Raw genomic sequence first — 16,766 nt, forward strand, 5'->3', positions numbered from 1 at the left:
CCCGGTCCGAGGGGCGGCGCGCGTCAGAGGGCGGTGGCGGACGGCGCGGGCATGATCCCCTCCGGTGCCAGCGGCACCCGGACCGCCAGCCGGAAGCCGCCCTCCGGGCGGGGGCCCGCGTCGACGGTGCCGCCCGCCGCCGCGACCCGCTCGGCCAGCCCGGTCAGGCCGTTGCCCGGGGCGTCCGCCGCCTCGGGCCGCGCCCGCCCGTCGTCCACGACCTCCAGCACGGCGCACTCGCGCTCGCGGGCGACCGTGATGGTCACCGTGCGGGCGCGGGCATGCCGGACGACGTTGGTCACCCCCTCCCGCACCGCCCAGCCGAACAGGCCGTCCACCGCGTCCGGGAGCGGTTCGCCCGGGACGCGGACGACGGCCTCGACCTCGGCGGCCGCCAGGACCGCGCGGGCACCGTCCAGCTCCTCGGTGAGGTCGCGGCGGCGGTAGCCGGAGATCGCCGCCCGCACGTCCGCGAGCGACTGGCGCGCCACCGACTCGATGTCGGCGACCTCGGCCAGCGCCCGGTCGACGTCCCGGCCGGCGATCCGCCGCGCCAGCTCCGCCTTGATGACGATCAGCGACAGCCCCTGCCCGAGCAGGTCGTGCAGGTCGCGGGCGATGCGGAGCCGCTCGTCCGCCGCGGCCAGCCGGGCCACCTCGCCGCGCGCCTCGCGGAGCTCCTGGACGAGCGTCCGCGCGTGCCGGAAGCCGAACATGAACACGCCGAGCGACGCCGTGGTGACGGTGATGACCGGCAGCGAGTCCCGCGCGCCGTCGATCAGCGCGCCCTGGAGCGCGGCGAGCGCCGCCGCCGCGCCGACGCCCCACAGGACGCGGCACATCGGCAGCGTCATCGCGCAGATCAGCGACAGGTAGATCGGCATGCCCGTCCAGGCGTTCCCGAAGCCGAAAGGGAGGGCGGCGCACAGCGCGGCGAACAGCGCGAGCATCACGTAGGTGCGCGTGCGCACGGGGTGGATCCAGCTGGTCATGCTCAGCGGTGTCGCCAGGTAGAGGCCGACGAAGGCCAGCGTGCCGAGGACCCCGAGCCACAGCCTGGCCCCCGTGTACCCGGAGAGGACATGGACGAGCGGGACCATGTAGACGAGCCCGGTGGCGGCCCAGAACGTCCGCCGCTTCCGGGACTGGGCGGGGTCGGGGGGATTCCGGGCGTCGCCGTCGAAAAGCATGGTCATCAGGCCTGAATCGTACGCCGACGGCGGTCGCGGAGCGGTCCGCGCGCGGAATGCGGGGAAGTGGGTCCGTCCGGGCTATGGTCTCCGCGCGCTTTACATGTTACGAAGAGATGTAAAGCGATGGGCGGACCACTTTTCCCCGCGCCCCCCCGCGCCCGCGAACGCGGCCGCGCATCCCCGGAGGAGGCTTCCCCCGTGAGTTCGTACGACCTGTACACCACGCCGGTCAGCACCGACACCTGGAACGTCCCGATGGCCGGAGACTCCCGCTTCACCTGGGAGTACGACGACGGCCGGGACCGGTTGCTCAACCTGTACCAGAAGGGCAAGGACAAGCAGTGGGACGCCCAGAAGCGCATCGACTGGGACCAGGAGGTCGATCCGTTCAACGTCGCGGGCCTCCCGGAGCACTTCAACCCGCTGTTCGGCTCCGACATCTGGGACAAGATGACCCAGAAGGAGCGGGACGAGTACGGCCGGCACCAGGGCGCCTGGCTGTTCAGCCAGTTCCTGCACGGTGAGCAGGGCGCGCTGAACGTCTCGGCCCGCATCGTGCAGTCCGTCCCGGACCTCGACTCCAAGTTCTACGCCGCCACGCAGACCATGGACGAGGCGCGGCACGTCGAGCTGTACACCAAGTTCGTGCACGAGAAGATCGGCATGTACTACCCGATCAACCAGGACCTCGCGAAGCTGCTCGCCGAGTCGCTGGAGGACAGCCGCTGGGACCTCCCCTACCTCGGCATGCAGGTGCTCATCGAGGGCCTCGCGCTCGCGGCCTTCGGCCTCTACCGCGACCTGTCGACCACCCCGCTGGTCAAGCAGCTGCTCGCGTACGTCATGCAGGACGAGGCGCGGCACGTCGCGTTCGGCCGGCTCGCGCTCCGGGACTACTACGCCGAGCTGACCGACAAGGAGCGCGCGGAGCGCGAGGAGTTCGTCGTCGAGGGCTGCTACCTGATGCGGGACCGCTTCAAGGGCCGCGAGGTGTTCGAGCAGCTCGGCATGCCCGTCGACGAGTGCATGAAGTACGTCGACAACTCGGACATGTACACGCTCTACCAGTCGCTGCTGTTCAGCCGGATCGTGCCGTGCGTCCGCGACGTCGGCCTCTGGGGCGACAAGGTGCAGGCGGCCTACGCCGACATGGGCGTGCTCGACAACGCCAAGGCGGACCTCGAAGCGCTGATGCGCCAGGACGAGGAGATCGCCGAGAAGGTGGACGAGGAGCGGTACGCGGCCGAAGTGGCCGCGCGCAAGGAGGAGGTCGACGAGGCCATCTCCCTCGGCGGCGCCGCGGAGTAGACGACAGGTAAAAAGCGGGGGTGCTCCGGGACGGGCCCGGGGCGCCCCCGTCGCGCTGCCCGCGCCATGGTCCCCCCACGCGGGGCCAAAGCGTTTATCAAAGGGCCGGGCGAATCGTTCGATGATGTCGCGTTATGGCGCCCGTTCCTTCCTCCTCGGCCATTCTTCGTAGATCTTCATTGTGTTGGCCAACTGATTTCCGTAACGGCTGTGCGTCCTCCCGCCCTGTACTAATGTCCCCGCTCGACGGTGCGGCGGTTTCCCAAGCCACTCGGCATCACTCGGGGACGCAGCGCGCACACGTGCAGGGTCAGATCTCGAAAACCCCGGGGGGAAGAATGAACAGATCCGCCAGAAGCCTGCTCCGCGTCTCCGTGCTCGTCCCCGTCGCGGCGGCGGTGGCCGTCTCCGCGGCGGCCGCGCACGCCGAGGGGCCCGCCTCGGACCTGCTCGGCCGCACGGTGGGGCCCGCGGTCCCGGCGCAGGCCGTCCCGGCACCCGTCGCGGGCGTGACCGGCAAGGCGGCCGAGCTGTCCGCCTCCGCCCTGGACACCGCCCTGTCCACCGCCGAGGACGCCGCGGCGCCCGGCCTGCTCCCCGCGCCGTCCAAGCCGTCCGCCCACGGCCGGCCCGGCAGGGGGAGCAAGGCGGGCAAGGCGGGCAAGGGCGGAGTCCGCAAGCCCGGGAAGGGCCGCCGGTACGGCGTGCTGTCCGGCCGGAGCCGTGCCGCGGGCCGCGGCGCCCAGCGCCTCGCGCGGACCGGAACCGCCGCCGCGCCGTCCGCCGCCCGGTCCACCGCGCTGCCCGCCGCCCGGTCCGCGGCGCTGCCCGCCGCTCCGTGCGCCCTGAACCCCGGCGGCCTGCTGGACAAGGCGAACGGCATCGTCCCCGAGAACACGCTGCCCGGGCTGCGCCGCGTGCCCGAGTCGCTGCGCGCCACGTCCACCGCCGGTCTCGGGCTGCCGTTCGGCAAGACCAAGATGGTGATCAAGCCGAAGAAGAAGACCTCGCTCGGCGGCAGCCTCCCGCTGTCCAACGTGTCGCTGGAGAACGCCCGCAGCGCCGCCGCCCCGTCCACCGGGACCTGCGGGAACGCCCCGCACCGCGCCGGCGGCGCGCTGCGGGCCCGGCAGCGGCCCGCCGAGCGCCGGCTGCCCGTGCCCGTCGGCCCCGCGCTCATGATCGTCGGCGATCTCACCTCGCCCGCCAACACGGGCCGTCCGCCGCAGCTCCTGAACCCCGAGCAGCTCGGCTCGCTCGGCCCGCTGAGCGGTTCGAGCGGCCCCAAGACGATCAGCGCCCGCCGCGCCGCGCCCGCCGCGCCCGCCGCTCCGGCCGCGCCCGATGCGCCTGCCGCTCCGGCCGATGGGCCGCTCGACGCCGTCGCCAACCTCGGTCTCCCGCTGCTCCAGAACCCGACCGGCCCGCTACAGCAGCAGCCCGCCGACCCGGGGCCCGTGCCGGGCGTCCGTCCGGGAACGCACCACGGCCGTCCCGCCGGCGGGCACGCGGGTCACGGCGGCCACGGCCGCCCGTCCGCCGCCCACCGCGTCATGGGCTCCAACCCGGCGCCGGTGGACGACGCCCTGAAGTCGACCGACCGGACCATCAGCCTGGTGAACGAGGTCCTCAAGGCCGGCAACGTGTCCAACCCGGTGGGGACGAAGGTCGGCGGCGCGCCCGTTCTGCCCGGCAAGCCCTCGACCGGCGCCGGCAAGCGCTACGCCGGTGCGCGGTACGCGGTCGCGCCGACGTCGGCCGACCCGCTGAGCGGCGTGCTCAGCATGGTGCCCGGCATGCCCTTCAAGCAGCTTCCGGTGAACCCGCTCCAGGGCGTCCCGGGGGCCGGTCTCTCTGCCACGCCCAAGGGCTGACCGAGGTCCGACCCGAGGTTCGCCCAAGGTCACCGCGCGCCGCCGGCGCGGCGCGCGACCAGCCCTGACGGGGCGTTCCGCGAATGCCGTCGCATCCGCGGAACGCCCCGTTCGCTTTTCCTGCAAATTCCGATTTCGCAGTTGTTATCCGGCTGAGATCAGGCGGTCAAGGATCTGTCAAATCGATCTACGAAGGCGGTGGCGCTGCGGAGTCGATCGACTTCGCACGGCAAAAAGAGAGGTGACTTATCCCACAAACAGGGGCGTTGTGGTCGTACCATGCGGAGCACAACGTACGGTCATGAACTTGTGTGCGGCGGGAAGATTGTCAATCGCGTATCGCCTTGCGCCGCACCGGCCGGACGCCAGTTCCGCGATGACGCGGAAGCGCCTGCGAGAAGGGCGCGAGAGCGGGTGATGCGCACCCGCGGGCGGCGGGAACTCGGGGACGTGAGCGTCGCCTGAGCGCGCCGCCGGAACGGCGGTTCACGAAACGCCGGGCGTCCGGGGCCCTGTCCCCGATCGAAGGACTCCTCTGTGGGTAGCCCCAAGGTCAGCTTTCGCATGCTCCTGATCGTCTCCGGCGTCGCCATGGCCGTCCTCGCGGCCGGCGCGTTCGCCCTCCTCAGCGGCGGCGGTTCCGCCGAGTCGGCGCAGGCCGCGCAGACCGCCCCCCAGCTCACCGCCCCCCAGGCCACGGCACCGGCGGCCGACCCGCCCCGGGCCGCGCCCACCCGGGCCAGCAGGGGAAAGACCCGCTCCCCCGGACCCGCGCCGAAGAAGAGCGCGAAGCCCGCGAAGACGGCCAAGCCCAAGCCGAAGAAGAAGGCACCCGCCTACAAGGTGCTGAAGTCGGGCTCCTGCCAGGCCTCCTACTACTGGGAGGGGCAGATGACCGCCAGCGGCGAGCCGTTCGACCCGAGCGAGCTGACGGCCGCGCACAAGACGCTGCCGATGGGGTCGAAGGTCCGCGTGACCAACAAGAACAACGGCCGCTCGGTGATCGTCCGCATCAACGACCGCGGCCCGTACGCGGGCGGCCGCTGCCTGGACCTGTCCAAGGCCGCGATGGCCGAGGTCGGTGGCACCGGCGCGGGCGTGATCCCCGTCCGCTACGAGGTGCTCGCCCGCCGCTGACCGCGCTCAGCGGTCGGAGCCCGCACCGCTCGCCGCCGCGGCCTTCACCCGCTCGGCGAGCGAGACCCGCACGGCCGGGGCCTCCGCGACGGGAAGGTGCCGGACCTCGGCGAGCCGCTCCCGGAACCACTCGGTGAGGACGCCGTCCGCCCGCACCGCCTCGGTGATCGGCGGGCGCGGCTCGGTCCCGGGCTCCGGGACCAGCGCGTGCCCCATCCGGAGCGTGACGGACTCCACCGCGCACCCGGTTCCGGACGCCTCCCCGGACGCCTCCCCGGACGCGTTCGGGGAGGCGTCCGCCGGTGGCCCGTCCGCCGGGGCGGCGGCCGTCAAGGAGGCGGCGGAGCGGCGCAGCGCGTCGCAGAGGGCGGTGATCTCGCTGGGCGGGACGACCCGGTCCTTGGCGCCCGCGACGAACAGCAGCGCCACGTCGCGGGCCGCGATGTCGCCGGCGAGGGAGCCGAGGTCGAGCCGGTCGGCGAGCGCGCGGGCCGGCTCGGTCCACGTCCGGTCGCGTCCGGCGCGCTTCTCCACCGCCCGCGCGGCCCGCGACGGCGCGACGACCGGCGCCACGAGCGCGGCGGTGCTCACCGGAACGGTCCCGCGCGCGACCGCCAGCAGCGCGGCGGCGGCGCCCGCGCTGAACCCGGCGAGCCCGATCGGGCCGTCCGGGATCGCGAGGTCGCGGCGCAGCTCCGCGACCGTGGCGGGCAGGCTCTCGACGGCGCGGATCACAGCGGCGCCGTAGGCCTCGACGGCCTCGCTCTCCAGGATCGCGCCGGAGCCGAGCCCGCCCGGCGACCGGCCCGGCAGGTCCAGGAAGACGCGCCACGCCGGGACGCCGGTCATCGGGATCGCGGCGGCCAGCGCGCCCGCCGTGCGCGGCGGGTCGAAGCCCGGCCAGGCGATGATCAGCCGGGTCGCGCCGGTGGCGACGGCGTCCACCGCCGTCGGCGGCAGCGCGACGTAGCCGGCGCCCGCGGCGGTGCCGTACACGGGCAGCGCATGGACGACCGGCACCTGAGCGGCCGGCATCTGCGCGGCCGGCATCTGCGCGGTCGGCGCTTGCGCGACTGGTGCCTGCCCGGGCGGCACCTGTGCGACCGGTGCCTGTGCGACCGGTGCCTGTGCGGGCGGTGGCTGCATGGTCGGTGGGTCTTCTTGGGTTCGGTCGGCCGGTGCGTGGGCGGCCGTCGCCTGGGCGGACGGCGCGGAGCGCGGATCGTGCGGGTGGTCGCCGCTCATGTCGTACGTCAGCTCCCGGGGTGCTCGACGGGCGATGCCGATCGCGCCTGGAGATCGGTCAAGGGAGGCGGCGCTCCTCCTGCGAACCCAGGGGTTCCCGGGTCCCATGCTCGCAGCGGGCGCCGGAGAACGCGGGCTTTACCCCACAGTCCGCCCACGGGAGTGAGATAGAGCTCACCTGCGGTAACCGGGCCTTCGGCGTGTCCGGCAGGCCCGCTGTGACGCGGGCCTCACCGCCAGCGCGAGGGGAACAATCCGGTGCCGGGCCGCGTCGTAGTAGGTCGTGGGCGTTGCGGGGGCGCGCCCAAAACGTCCCACAAAGGAGTGCCTGTGGACAGGAAGCGCAACGCGGCCGCCGCCGGGCAGGCCTGGCAGATCTACAGCGAGACCCTGAGCCCCGACGCACCCGGGTTCTTCGAGCGCCTTCGCGCCGTCCCGCGGATGATGAAGTCAGTCCTGCGGGGCCAGTACAAGGGGATGTCGTACGGGACGCTCGGGCTGCTCGCCCTGGGCCTCGTCTACATCATCTCCCCGATCGACGCCATCCCCGACGTGTTCCCCGTCATCGGCATCGTCGACGACACGGGCTTGGCGCTGTGGCTGGCGGCGGTCCTCGTCAAGTCGGCGGGCGACTTCGTCACTTGGGAGCGCGGAGGCCGTCCCACCGTCATCGTGGGCGAGCCGGTCGACTGACCCGGCCCGCCGCAGGAAAGGCGAGACCACCTACATGGTGGTCTCGCCTTTCTCATGTTCAGGGGCGCGCCGTGCGGTGAGCCTCACGTCGAGCCCTATGACGGGTTCAGTTCCTTCGCGAACCCTTCGGCGGCGTTCCGCATGATGGGGACGACGTCGGCGACCGTCTCGCGCGTCATCCGCGCGGACGGCCCCGAGACCGACAGGGCCGTCAGCGCGGGTGCGCCGCGCAGCGCGACCGCCACGCAGCGGACACCGACCTCCTGCTCCTCGTCGTCCAGCGCGTACCCCTGGACGCGGATCCGCTCCAGCTCAGCCAGCAGCGCGTCCGGGTCGGTGAACGTGTTGGGTGTGTGCGCGTCCATGCCCGTCCGGGCGAGGATGTCGCGGACCCTCGGCTCGGGCAGCTGCGACAGCAGCGCCTTGCCCACGCCCGTGCAGTGCGGCTGCACGCGCCGGCCCACCTCGGTGAACATCCGCATCGAGTGCTTGGACGGCACCTGCGCGACGTACACGGCCTCGTCGCCCTCCAGCACCGCCATGTTGGCCGTCTCGCCGACCTCGTGCACGAGCCGCGTCAGCACCGGCCGGGCCCAGGACCCGAGGAGGCGGCTCGCGCCCTCGCCGAGCCTGATCAGCCGCGGGCCGAGGGCGTAGCGCTTGGACGGCTCCTGCCGCACGTACCCGTGGTTCACGAGCGTCCGCATCAACCGGTAGATCGTCGGCATCGGCAGCCCGGAGACCTCCGTCAGCTCCGACAGCGCCATCTCGCCGCCCGCGTCCGCCAGATGCTCCAGGAGCTCGAACGCGCGCTCCAGCGACCGTACGGCCTCCGCCACCGGCCCTCCCTTCCAGGACGTGTCTCGGGATCCGGTGCACCACTGCACCGCTCGCCTCGGGCGCCCGCTCTCGGGCACGCTTTCGCGACCGTCCGATTCTACGGAGATCCTATTTCGCTCTGCGAAAGAGGGGTGGTGGGTTACGCGCGGCCACGGGGTGGCAATAACTGTCTGTGCCCGGCGTCACACGCGCCGCCCCCCAGGCAGCCATAGGGACACAGGTAACGGCGAGAGGGGCACGGGTGCGAACGGGGCGCGGAGCGACACGGAGGACGGCACGTCCAGGCGGGAGGACGCGCGGGCGGTACGCCGGCGCGATCGCGGCGGGGGGCGCGCTCGCCGTCGCACCGGTCATGCTGGTCGGCCCGTCCGCGCTGGCCGTGCCCTGGCTCGATCCAGGGCAGCGCGCGCCGGCCGTCCGGCTCATCGCCGACCTGACGGCCACCCGCACCACCTCCACCGGCGCCGACTACGAGACGACGTACGCGGCGCGCGTCCGGGCGGCCGGCGGGACGGCGCGCAACACCGTCCTGCGGCTGACCGTCCCGAGACCGCTGTCGTGGACGCGGAAGTCTCCGGACTGCGTGGTCGCCGCCCAGGAACTCCGCTGCCTCCTCGGTGACGTCAGCGACGCCGTCTCCGAGCGCACGGCCACCGTGCGGGTGCCGGGCCCGGTGGCGTCCAGCCCGTCCAGGGGCAATCTCAGCGTCGACATGGCGGCGGAGGCGGCCAACGCGCCCGCGCAGTCGGCGCAGGCCGCGGTCGAGCCGTCGAACGGCACCGCACAGCCCGCGCAGCCCGCGCAGCCCGCACATCCTGTGACGGGCGCGGCACCGTGCTCTGGCAGCGCCCCGACTCCGGGCGCCGCGCCGGCTCCGACCCTTCCCGCCGGGAATGCTCCGGCGGCGGGCGGCCAGCCATGCGACGAGGACGGTCCGATAGCGAGCACGGCCCCGGCTCCGTCACCGAGTGCGAGTCCCTGCCCGAGCGGGACGGCGGCTGGGAGCGCGCAGGGCACCGGAACCGCGCCCGCCGGGAGCACGCCCGCGGGCACCGCGTCCGGGACGGACGGCGCGCCCTGCACCGGGACCGGACCGTCCGCGCAACCGGCTCCGGCTCCGAGCCCCACCCCATGTGTCAGTCCCACGCCTGCCGCGGGGGCTACGCCGAGCGCTGGCAGCACGCCCACCGCGCAGGGCGGGAACGGCGCACCCTGCGTCTCGGGGAACGGTGCACCGACGGCGGGCGGCAAGCCCGCGGGAGGCGGCAAGCCGGGCTGCCACGGCGGCAAGCACGGCAAGAAGGGCGCGACGCCGCGGAAGGGCAAGCCCTGCCACGGGAAGAAGCCCGTACCCGGGGGGAAGCCCACGACGGGCGGTAAGCCCCATGCCGGCGGCAAGCCGCACGCCGGTAAGCCGCGCCCCGGCAAGCCCCATACCGCCGCACCTCACAGCGGCAAGCCGCACGGTGGCCGGCCGCATGCCGCCGGATGCCACCGCGCGGACGGCAAGCCCTGCCATGTGAAGTTCAAGCTCAAGGCCAAGAAGGGGAGCGGCAAGCCGCGCGGGCACGGCGGCGCGAAGCCGGCCTCCGCGCACGAGCCCGGGCGTCCGAGCTCGACGCCGGGCACGCCGGGAGTTCCGGTGGGACGTCCGCGCGGGCAGGGCTCGGGTGGGGTGAAGCACACGGCCGGGCACGCGCACGCGCCCAAGAACGCGCACGCGTCGAAGGGCGGGCACAAGCCCAAGCACAAGCCGAGGAGCGCGCACGCTCCGGCCCTTCCGGGAGCTCCGGGATCGCCCCTTCAACCGGCGAAGCCGCCGTCGCGGGGCCCGGACGCGGTGCTGGTGCCGCCGCTGACGGTGCCTCAGCCGAATCCGCAGGCGCCCTACGGGCAGCCCCCGAACGCGCAGGCGCCCTACGCCCAGGCCCCGAGCGGGCAGGCGCCTTACGACCAGGCGCCTCAGCCGCCGCAGTCCGCCCCGTTCCCGCAGCTGCCGCAGGCCCTGCCCGCGGTTCCGGGACGGGCGCGGCCCCAGGCCGCGGCCGGGAGGAGCCAGATGACGCTGGTCTCGCCCACCGGTGTGGAGGAGGGGGACGGGACGGACTGGGCCGTCGTCCTCGGCATCGCGCTCATCGCGGAGATCGCGCTGCTGTGGGCCGCCGCGTGCTTCGGCCTCTGGAGGCGCAGGGTCGCCTTCGCCCGCGCGCTGGAAGCCGGCGCCGACCGGGGCCGCGAGCTGGGCTGAGCCGGAGCGTTCCACTCGTCCACGGCCACGAGACGAAAGGGGGCCGGCGAGTCCCTTTCCGGGTGCCGGCACCGAGGTGACGTGCACGAACGGAAGATCGCCGCACTGTCTGTGACGGTGCGAGCGCTCCAGGCGCATGGGTGTCCCAGCCCTTGTCACTGGGGTGACAAAGGGCCGGTCGGCTAATGTGACCGAGAGCTAATATCGCGCGCTGCCTACCATCCGGTAGCTTCACGATCATTGCCGGTAATCGGGGGCCGCGCCAGACACCGTCGTCCGGTCCCCATCGTCGAAACCGCCGACGGCGCTCACCCTCCTACGGCCCCGCCAGGCCCCTTCCCTCCGGGAGACTGATCAATGGCATTGGGCTCGCTGCTCCCCGAACTCCTGCCGGGCGGCTCCGGCCGCACCCCGCTGATCGAGCGGTTGGCGAGGTGGGCGGAAGAGAAGCCGGACGCCCCGGCCTTCACCTTCGTCGACTACTCGCTCGACCCGGCCGGCGCCAGGATCACGCTGGACTGGGCCGGGACGCACCGGCGGGCGCGCGCGATGGCGGCGCGGCTCCGCCAGGCGACCGTCCCCGGCGAGCGGGCCGCGCTGCTGCTCCCGCAGACCCTCGACTACATGATGACCATGCTCGGCGCGCTGTACGCGCACGTGGTCGCGGTGCCGCTGTTCTCCCCGGACCTGCCCGGGCACGCCGACCGGCTGATCGGCGCCTACGCCGACAGCGAGCCCGCGGTGATCGTGACGTCGCGGAACGCGCTGCCGCACGTGGAGAAGTTCCTCGCCGACCACGACGTCCCGCAGCCCAAGGAGATCGTCTTCGCCGAGGAGGTCGACCCGGCCCTCGCCGACACCTGGCAGGACGAGCCGATCGGTTTCGACGACCTGGCCTACCTCCAGTACACGTCGGGGTCGACGCGCCGCCCGGCCGGCGTGGAGATCACCCACGGGAACGTGACGGCGAACGCGGCGCAGCTCTGGGCCGGATGGGCGCCCGAGAAGCCCGAGCCCGAGCTGGTGAGCTGGCTGCCGCTGTTCCACGACATGGGGCTGATCGCGACGATGGCGCTGCCGCTGGTCCGCGGCGACCACGCGATCTACACCGACCCGGTGTCGTTCATCATGAACCCGATGCGCTGGATGGAGCTCATCGCCGAGCGCCCGGGCAAGAACGTCTACACCGCCGGCCCGAACTTCGCCTACGAGTACGTGGCGTCCATGGCCACCCCCGAGAAGCTCGCCGGGCTCGACCTGTCCGGCCTCACGACCTGCCTGAACGGCGCCGAGCCGATCCGCACGTCCACGCTGTCCACGTTCGCCGAGGCGTTCGCGGACGCGGGGCTGCGGCCCGGCGCGCAGGCCCCCGGCTACGGGCTCGCCGAGGCGACCGTGTTCGTCACCGCCGCCGCGGAGGACGTCCCGCCGAAGATCATCTCGGTGGACCGGGAGGCGCTCACCCAGGGCGAGCTGCGCCCGTGCGACGCCGGCTCCGAGCGGGCCAGCACGCTGGTGTCGTGCGGCGGCCCGTCCGGGCAGATCGTCGCGATCGTCGACCCGGACGCGCGCGCCGAGCAGCCGGACGGCCGCGTCGGCGAGATCTGGGTGCACGGGCCGAACACCGCGGCCGGGTACTGGCGCAACTCCGAGCGCAGCCAGGACGTCTTCGGCGGCGAGCTCGCCGAACCGGGCGACCTGCCCGCCGGGCCGTGGATGAGGACCGGCGACTACGGCGTGATCCACGAGGGCGAGCTGTACGTCACCGGCCGCATCAAGGACCTCATCATCGTGGACGGCCGCAACCACTACCCGCAGGACATCGAGGTCACCACGCAGGAGGCGCACCCGGCGATCCGTCCCGACCACGTCGCCGCTTTCGCGCTGCCGGGCGAGGAGACCGAGCGGCTCGTCGTCGTCGCCGAGCGCAACCGGCGCGTCCCGCTCGGGCGGCTCGACGTCGAGGAGGTGGAGGCGGCGGTGCGCGGCGCGGTGAACGTCGAGCACGAGATGAGCGTCCACGAGTTCGTGCTCATCGAGCCGGGCGGCGTGTCCCGCACCTCCAGCGGGAAGATCGCCCGGTCGGCCACCCGGCAGCGGTACCTCGACGGGGCGCTGCCGACGACCGCGGCCCGTCTCGCGTCCCGTAAGTAATGCCCTGGGCGGCGTCCTCGCGTAGGGTTCTCGCCGCGACCACATCAGGAGGATCATGCTTTCGGGGGCCGGGCGTCTCATCCACCGGCAGCGGTGGGCCAGCCTCGTCCTGATCCTGGTGCTGACCGGGATCGCGGGCGCGTGGGGCGTCGGCGTGTTCGCCAAGTTCAAGGCGGGCGGCTTCGAGGACCCGAACGCGTCGTCGACGCTGGTCGCCAAGCTCGGCGCCACCTACTTCGGCAGCACGAACCCCGACGTCCTCGTGGTCTACAAGAGCGACTCGATGACCGTGGCCGACCCGCGCTACGAGTCCGCCGTCATCACGACGGTCGCGCGGCTGCCCAAGGACCGGGTCGCCGAGATCATCTCGTACTGGGCGATCGACGGTAAGGACGCGGAGTCGTTCGCGTCCCGCGACGGGCACCAGACGTTCGTCGCGGTGAAGCTCCAGGGCAAGGACGACCCGACCAAGCTGGAGAACTACGACTACATCAAGCAGCGGCTCCAGGCCCCCGGCCTGGACGTGCGCTTCGGCGGCGCGATCCCGCTGGGGCAGGAGTTCGGCGAGCAGGTCACCGCCGACATCGTCCGCGCCGAGATGATCACGGCGCTGCCGCTGCTCGTCCTGCTGACGATCCTGTTCGGCGCGCTGGTCGCCTCCGTGCTGCCGATGGTCGTGGCGCTGTTCTCGATGATCGGCGGCCTCGCCGTCCTGCACATCGTGACCTACGCGGCGGACGTGACGTCCTTCGCCCTGGAGGTCGTCACGATGATGGGCGTCGGCCTGGCCATCGACTACTCGCTGTTCATCATCAGCAGGTTCCGAGAGGAACTCGACCGCGGCATGGCCCGGGAGGGTCTGCCGCCGGGCAAACCATGGAAGCGGGAGCGCGACAAACGGTCCCGCAAGGCGGCGAAGAAGGCCCACCGCCAGGCGATGAAACCGCTGCGCGAGGCCGCCCTCGGCGCCACCATGGCCACCGCGGGCCGCACCATCATGGTCTCCGGCGTCACCGTCTCGGCGGCACTCGCCGGCCTCCTGCTCTTCCCGCAGATGTTCCTCCGGACGATCGGCCTCGCCGGGATCGCCACCGTCATGGTCGCGGTGTTCGGCGCCACCGTCCTCCTGCCCACGCTCCTCGCCATCCTCGGCCACCGCGTCGAGGGCGGACGGATGCCGTGGCGGCGCCCCAACTCCAAGCGCGCCCGGCGCGACCCGGACAGCGGCTTCTGGTACCGCCTCGGCCACAGCGTCATGAAGCACCCGCTGCCCTACTTCGCCGTCGTCATCGTCATCCTCGGCGTCATGTTCGGGCCGTTCCTCAACGTCCAGTTCGGCAGCATCGACGCCCGCGTCCTCCCCAAGGACAGCCCCACCCGCGCCGTCGTCGAGACCGTCAAGCGGGACTTCCCCAACGGATCCGCCGAACCCATCGACGTGGTCGTCTCCGGCGACCTCATCCCGCGCAACTGGAAGCCCGTCCGCCAGGGCGACAACATCCCGCCCTACCTGGAGAACTTCCGCAAGCAACTGGACGCGCTGCCCGGGGTGACGCAGGCGAAGTTCACCGGATACTCCGGCGAGTACGGGGGCGTGCGGATCTCCGTCACCCACAAGTACGAGCCGATGGACAAGGGCGCGCAGAACCTCGTCAAGACGATCCGCGGGATGAGCCTGTCCAAGAACGGCTACCCGATGCACATCGACGTCGGCGGCAGCACCGCCGCGCAGATGGACCTCATGTCCAGCCTCATGCGCAGTCTGCCGAAGATGGCGATCGCGGTCGGCCTCGCCACGTTCCTCCTGCTGTTCATGTTCTTCGGCTCCGTCGTGCTGCCGCTGAAGGCGATCGTCATGAACGTCCTGTCCATCGGGGCATCGTTCGGCGCGATCGTCTGGGGCTTCCAGTACGGCCACCTCGCCGGGATCCTCGACTTCACCCCGACCGGCGGCGTCGAGGCCACCAGCATGATCCTCATCCTGGCGGTCGTGTTCGGCCTGTCCATGGACTACGAGGTCTTCCTGCTCAGCCGCATCCGCGAGGAGTGGGACCGCACCCACGACAACCGGCAGGCCGTCGCGTCCGGCATGCAGCACACCGGCGGCATCATCACCAGCGCCGCGCTGCTGTTCCTCGTCGTCATCGCCGCGTTCAGCATGGCCGGGATCACCGTCGTCAAGCTGATCGGCGTCGGCATGTTCGTCGCCGTCGTCGTGGACGCCGCGCTCGTCCGCTCGCTGCTCGTCCCGGCCACGATGCGGTTCATGGGCAACGCGAACTGGTGGCTGCCCGGACCGCTCGCCGGCCTGCACGCCCGCATGGACCTGCGCGAGCGCAGCGAGGTGCCCGCGGCGGCCGTCGTCGCCGCGCCGCCGCCGCTCCCGGCCGAGCAGCCCTTCCCGTACGCGCTCCGCTGGGAGCAGCCGGACCCCGCCGACGCCGCCCCGGGGCCGTCCGCCGGAGCGGCAGCCGCGGGAGCGGGACCTGCCGGGGCGAGGGCTGCCGGAGCAGGAGCCGCCGGAGCGAGGGCCGCCGCTCCGTCCCCGATGCCTGCCGCTCCGTCCCCGACGCCTGCCGCTCCGTCCCCGACGCCTGCCGCTCCGTCTCCGACGCCTGCCAACGGGGCGCCCGCCGCGTCCGGGATTCCTCCCGCGCCGCCGGTCGCGCCGAGCGCCCCGCGTCCACGGCCGGGCGCCGCGGCACCCGTCCCCACGCCCACGCCTGCGGGACCGCCCCCCGCGGACGCGAACGACGCCTTCAGGCCGGCCCTCCAGCCGACCATGGCGAGCCAGGTGAGGTTCGGCGGCGACGAGCGTCCGACCATGGTGTTCCGGTCCGCTCAGGACGCCGCCGGACCGGCGGTGCGGCCCGGAGTTCCGTGGGCTCCTTGGGCGAACGGTCAACCTCAGCCCCGTCCCGCACGTCACACTGGCATCAGACGTGAGATCGTGCCCACCCAGGACGGTACGGGGTGGCGCTGGAGAACAACTGGAGATTGAGTATGCCGATCGAGGCATGCCGCCGCGCCGCCCGGCGGGCGGGGACCACCCTGGCGGGCGCGGTCCTCGCGGGCGCGGCCGTGCTCCCCGTGAGCGCGCCGGCGGCCCACGCGGCCGCCTTCAAGCAGGCGGACACCGGTGCCCGCATCACGAGCTACACCTGGCTCAACAAGAGCAAGACCGCCTTCGACTTCCTCGTGAAGTCGCCGTCGCTCGGCTCGACCCAGCACGTCCGCGTGCTGCTCCCGAAGGGCTGGAAGAGCAAGTCCAACCAGAGCTGGCCCATCGTCTACGCCTACCACGGAGGCAACGACAACTGGACGTCCTGGACACGGAAGTCCAGCACCGACATCCAGACCCTGGCGCGGAAGTGGGGCGTCATGGTCGTGATGCCCGAGGGCGCGAACGGCTCCTACACGAACTGGTACAACGGCGGTAAGGGCGGCACGCCCAAGTGGGAGGACTTCCACCTCCGCGAGGTCCGCCAGCTCGCGGAGCGGAACTTCCACGCGGGCGGGTCCCGCGCCGCGATGGGCATCTCGTCCGGCGCCCAGGGCGCCTGCACCTACGCCGGGCGCGCCCCGGGCATGTTCCGCTACGCGGCCTGCTTCAGCGGCGTCCTGTCGATGAGCTCGCCCGGCATCCCCGCCCTGCTGATGTACACCAACAGCGGCAACGGCAACAGCGCCGCCGACATCTGGGGCCTGCCGTGGGTCGACCAGGCCAACTGGGACGCCCACGACCCGATCAAGCTGCTGCCCAAGATGCGCTCGACGAAGCTCTACGTCTCGTCCGGCACCACGGGGCAGCGGGGGCCGCTCGACCCGCCGGACATCGCGCCCTGGGACGTCGGCTACCTCAGCGAGCGGGCGATCGGCCCGACCGTCCAGGCGTTCGCGGCCGAGGCCAAGCGCCAGAACGTCCAGATCACCGCGCACATCTACGGTGACGGACGCCATTCCTGGCCGTACTGGAAACGTGAGATGCACACCGCGTGGCCGTCCATGATGAAGGCCATCGGCGCCAAACCCGTGAAATGACAGAACGCGAATGCTCCGGCCTTTCCCAGGCCG

Annotated in this window: 11 protein-coding genes; 8 read left to right on the forward strand and 3 right to left on the reverse strand. The window is 72.8% G+C overall.

Going from position 1 to position 16,766, the window contains the following annotated elements:
* Positions 1-23: 23 nt before the first annotated feature.
* Complete coding sequence (locus tag E1300_RS00790) at positions 24-1,196, reverse strand: sensor histidine kinase (RefSeq protein ID WP_131754881.1); 1,173 nt, start codon at positions 1,194-1,196, stop codon at positions 24-26.
* A 195-nt stretch (positions 1,197-1,391) separates the two neighbouring features.
* Here E1300_RS00790 and E1300_RS00795 point away from each other — a divergent pair, with 195 nt between their 5' ends.
* The 3 genes from E1300_RS00795 to E1300_RS00805 all read left to right on the forward strand — a co-directional run bounded on the left by E1300_RS00795 (position 1,392) and on the right by E1300_RS00805 (position 5,512).
* Positions 1,392-2,501 (forward strand): ferritin-like domain-containing protein, encoded by a 1,110-nt coding sequence (locus E1300_RS00795; protein ID WP_131754882.1) that lies wholly within the window; start codon positions 1,392-1,394, stop codon positions 2,499-2,501.
* A 338-nt stretch (positions 2,502-2,839) separates the two neighbouring features.
* Positions 2,840-4,375 carry a hypothetical protein gene (locus tag E1300_RS00800; RefSeq protein ID WP_131754883.1) on the forward strand — a complete coding sequence of 512 codons (1,536 nt, stop codon included), beginning with the start codon at positions 2,840-2,842 and terminating at the stop codon, positions 4,373-4,375.
* 564 nt (positions 4,376-4,939) lie between these two features.
* Positions 4,940-5,512: a septal ring lytic transglycosylase RlpA family protein gene (locus E1300_RS00805; RefSeq protein WP_131754884.1), complete on the forward strand. Its 573-nt coding sequence runs from the start codon at positions 4,940-4,942 to the stop codon at positions 5,510-5,512.
* A gap of 6 nt (positions 5,513-5,518) precedes the next feature.
* Here E1300_RS00805 and E1300_RS00810 read toward each other — a convergent pair whose 3' ends face one another.
* Positions 5,519-6,562 carry a hypothetical protein gene (locus tag E1300_RS00810; protein WP_207399406.1) on the reverse strand — a complete coding sequence of 348 codons (1,044 nt, stop codon included), beginning with the start codon at positions 6,560-6,562 and terminating at the stop codon, positions 5,519-5,521.
* 525 nt (positions 6,563-7,087) lie between these two features.
* On the opposite strand from E1300_RS00810, the gene E1300_RS00815 reads away from it, so the two are divergent.
* Positions 7,088-7,450, forward strand: a complete 363-nt coding sequence (locus E1300_RS00815; protein WP_131754885.1) for a YkvA family protein — start codon at positions 7,088-7,090, stop codon at positions 7,448-7,450.
* 95 nt (positions 7,451-7,545) lie between these two features.
* Here the strand turns inward: E1300_RS00815 and E1300_RS00820 are convergent, their stop codons facing one another.
* Complete coding sequence (locus tag E1300_RS00820) at positions 7,546-8,289, reverse strand: IclR family transcriptional regulator (protein WP_207399407.1); 744 nt, start codon at positions 8,287-8,289, stop codon at positions 7,546-7,548.
* A gap of 353 nt (positions 8,290-8,642) precedes the next feature.
* Between E1300_RS00820 and E1300_RS00825 the strand changes: the two genes are divergently transcribed.
* The 4 genes from E1300_RS00825 to E1300_RS00840 all read left to right on the forward strand — a co-directional run bounded on the left by E1300_RS00825 (position 8,643) and on the right by E1300_RS00840 (position 16,733).
* Positions 8,643-10,538 carry a hypothetical protein gene (locus E1300_RS00825; RefSeq protein ID WP_131754886.1) on the forward strand — a complete coding sequence of 632 codons (1,896 nt, stop codon included), beginning with the start codon at positions 8,643-8,645 and terminating at the stop codon, positions 10,536-10,538.
* A gap of 357 nt (positions 10,539-10,895) precedes the next feature.
* Positions 10,896-12,692 (forward strand): fatty acyl-AMP ligase, encoded by a 1,797-nt coding sequence (locus tag E1300_RS00830; RefSeq protein WP_131754887.1) that lies wholly within the window; start codon positions 10,896-10,898, stop codon positions 12,690-12,692.
* Between the two features lie 55 nt (positions 12,693-12,747).
* Positions 12,748-15,693 (forward strand): MMPL family transporter, encoded by a 2,946-nt coding sequence (locus tag E1300_RS00835; protein WP_131754888.1) that lies wholly within the window; start codon positions 12,748-12,750, stop codon positions 15,691-15,693.
* A 2-nt stretch (positions 15,694-15,695) separates the two neighbouring features.
* A complete protein-coding gene (locus tag E1300_RS00840; RefSeq protein WP_131754889.1) occupies positions 15,696-16,733 on the forward strand; it encodes an alpha/beta hydrolase in 1,038 nt (345 codons plus the stop codon).
* The last annotated feature ends 33 nt before the right edge of the window (positions 16,734-16,766 follow it).

It is taken from the genome of Actinomadura fibrosa, from assembly GCF_900659615.1.
Taxonomy (GTDB): Bacteria; Actinomycetota; Actinomycetes; order Streptosporangiales; family Streptosporangiaceae; genus Spirillospora; species Spirillospora fibrosa.

Bases quoted from the DNA above. Each gene is read 5' to 3' on its own strand.
- E1300_RS00790 (WP_131754881.1), bottom strand. From the start codon at position 1,196: ATGACCATGCTTTTCGACGGCGACGCCCGGAATCCCCCCGACCCCGCC.
- E1300_RS00800 (WP_131754883.1), top strand. From the start codon at position 2,840: ATGAACAGATCCGCCAGAAGCCTGCTCCGCGTCTCCGTGCTCGTCCCC.
- E1300_RS00805 (WP_131754884.1), top strand. From the start codon at position 4,940: ATGCTCCTGATCGTCTCCGGCGTCGCCATGGCCGTCCTCGCGGCCGGC.
- E1300_RS00810 (WP_207399406.1), bottom strand. From the start codon at position 6,562: ATGCCGGCCGCGCAGATGCCGGCCGCTCAGGTGCCGGTCGTCCATGCG.
- E1300_RS00825 (WP_131754886.1), top strand. From the start codon at position 8,643: ATGCTGGTCGGCCCGTCCGCGCTGGCCGTGCCCTGGCTCGATCCAGGG.
- E1300_RS00830 (WP_131754887.1), top strand. From the start codon at position 10,896: ATGGCATTGGGCTCGCTGCTCCCCGAACTCCTGCCGGGCGGCTCCGGC.
- E1300_RS00835 (WP_131754888.1), top strand. From the start codon at position 12,748: ATGCTTTCGGGGGCCGGGCGTCTCATCCACCGGCAGCGGTGGGCCAGC.
- E1300_RS00840 (WP_131754889.1), top strand. From the start codon at position 15,696: ATGCCGATCGAGGCATGCCGCCGCGCCGCCCGGCGGGCGGGGACCACC.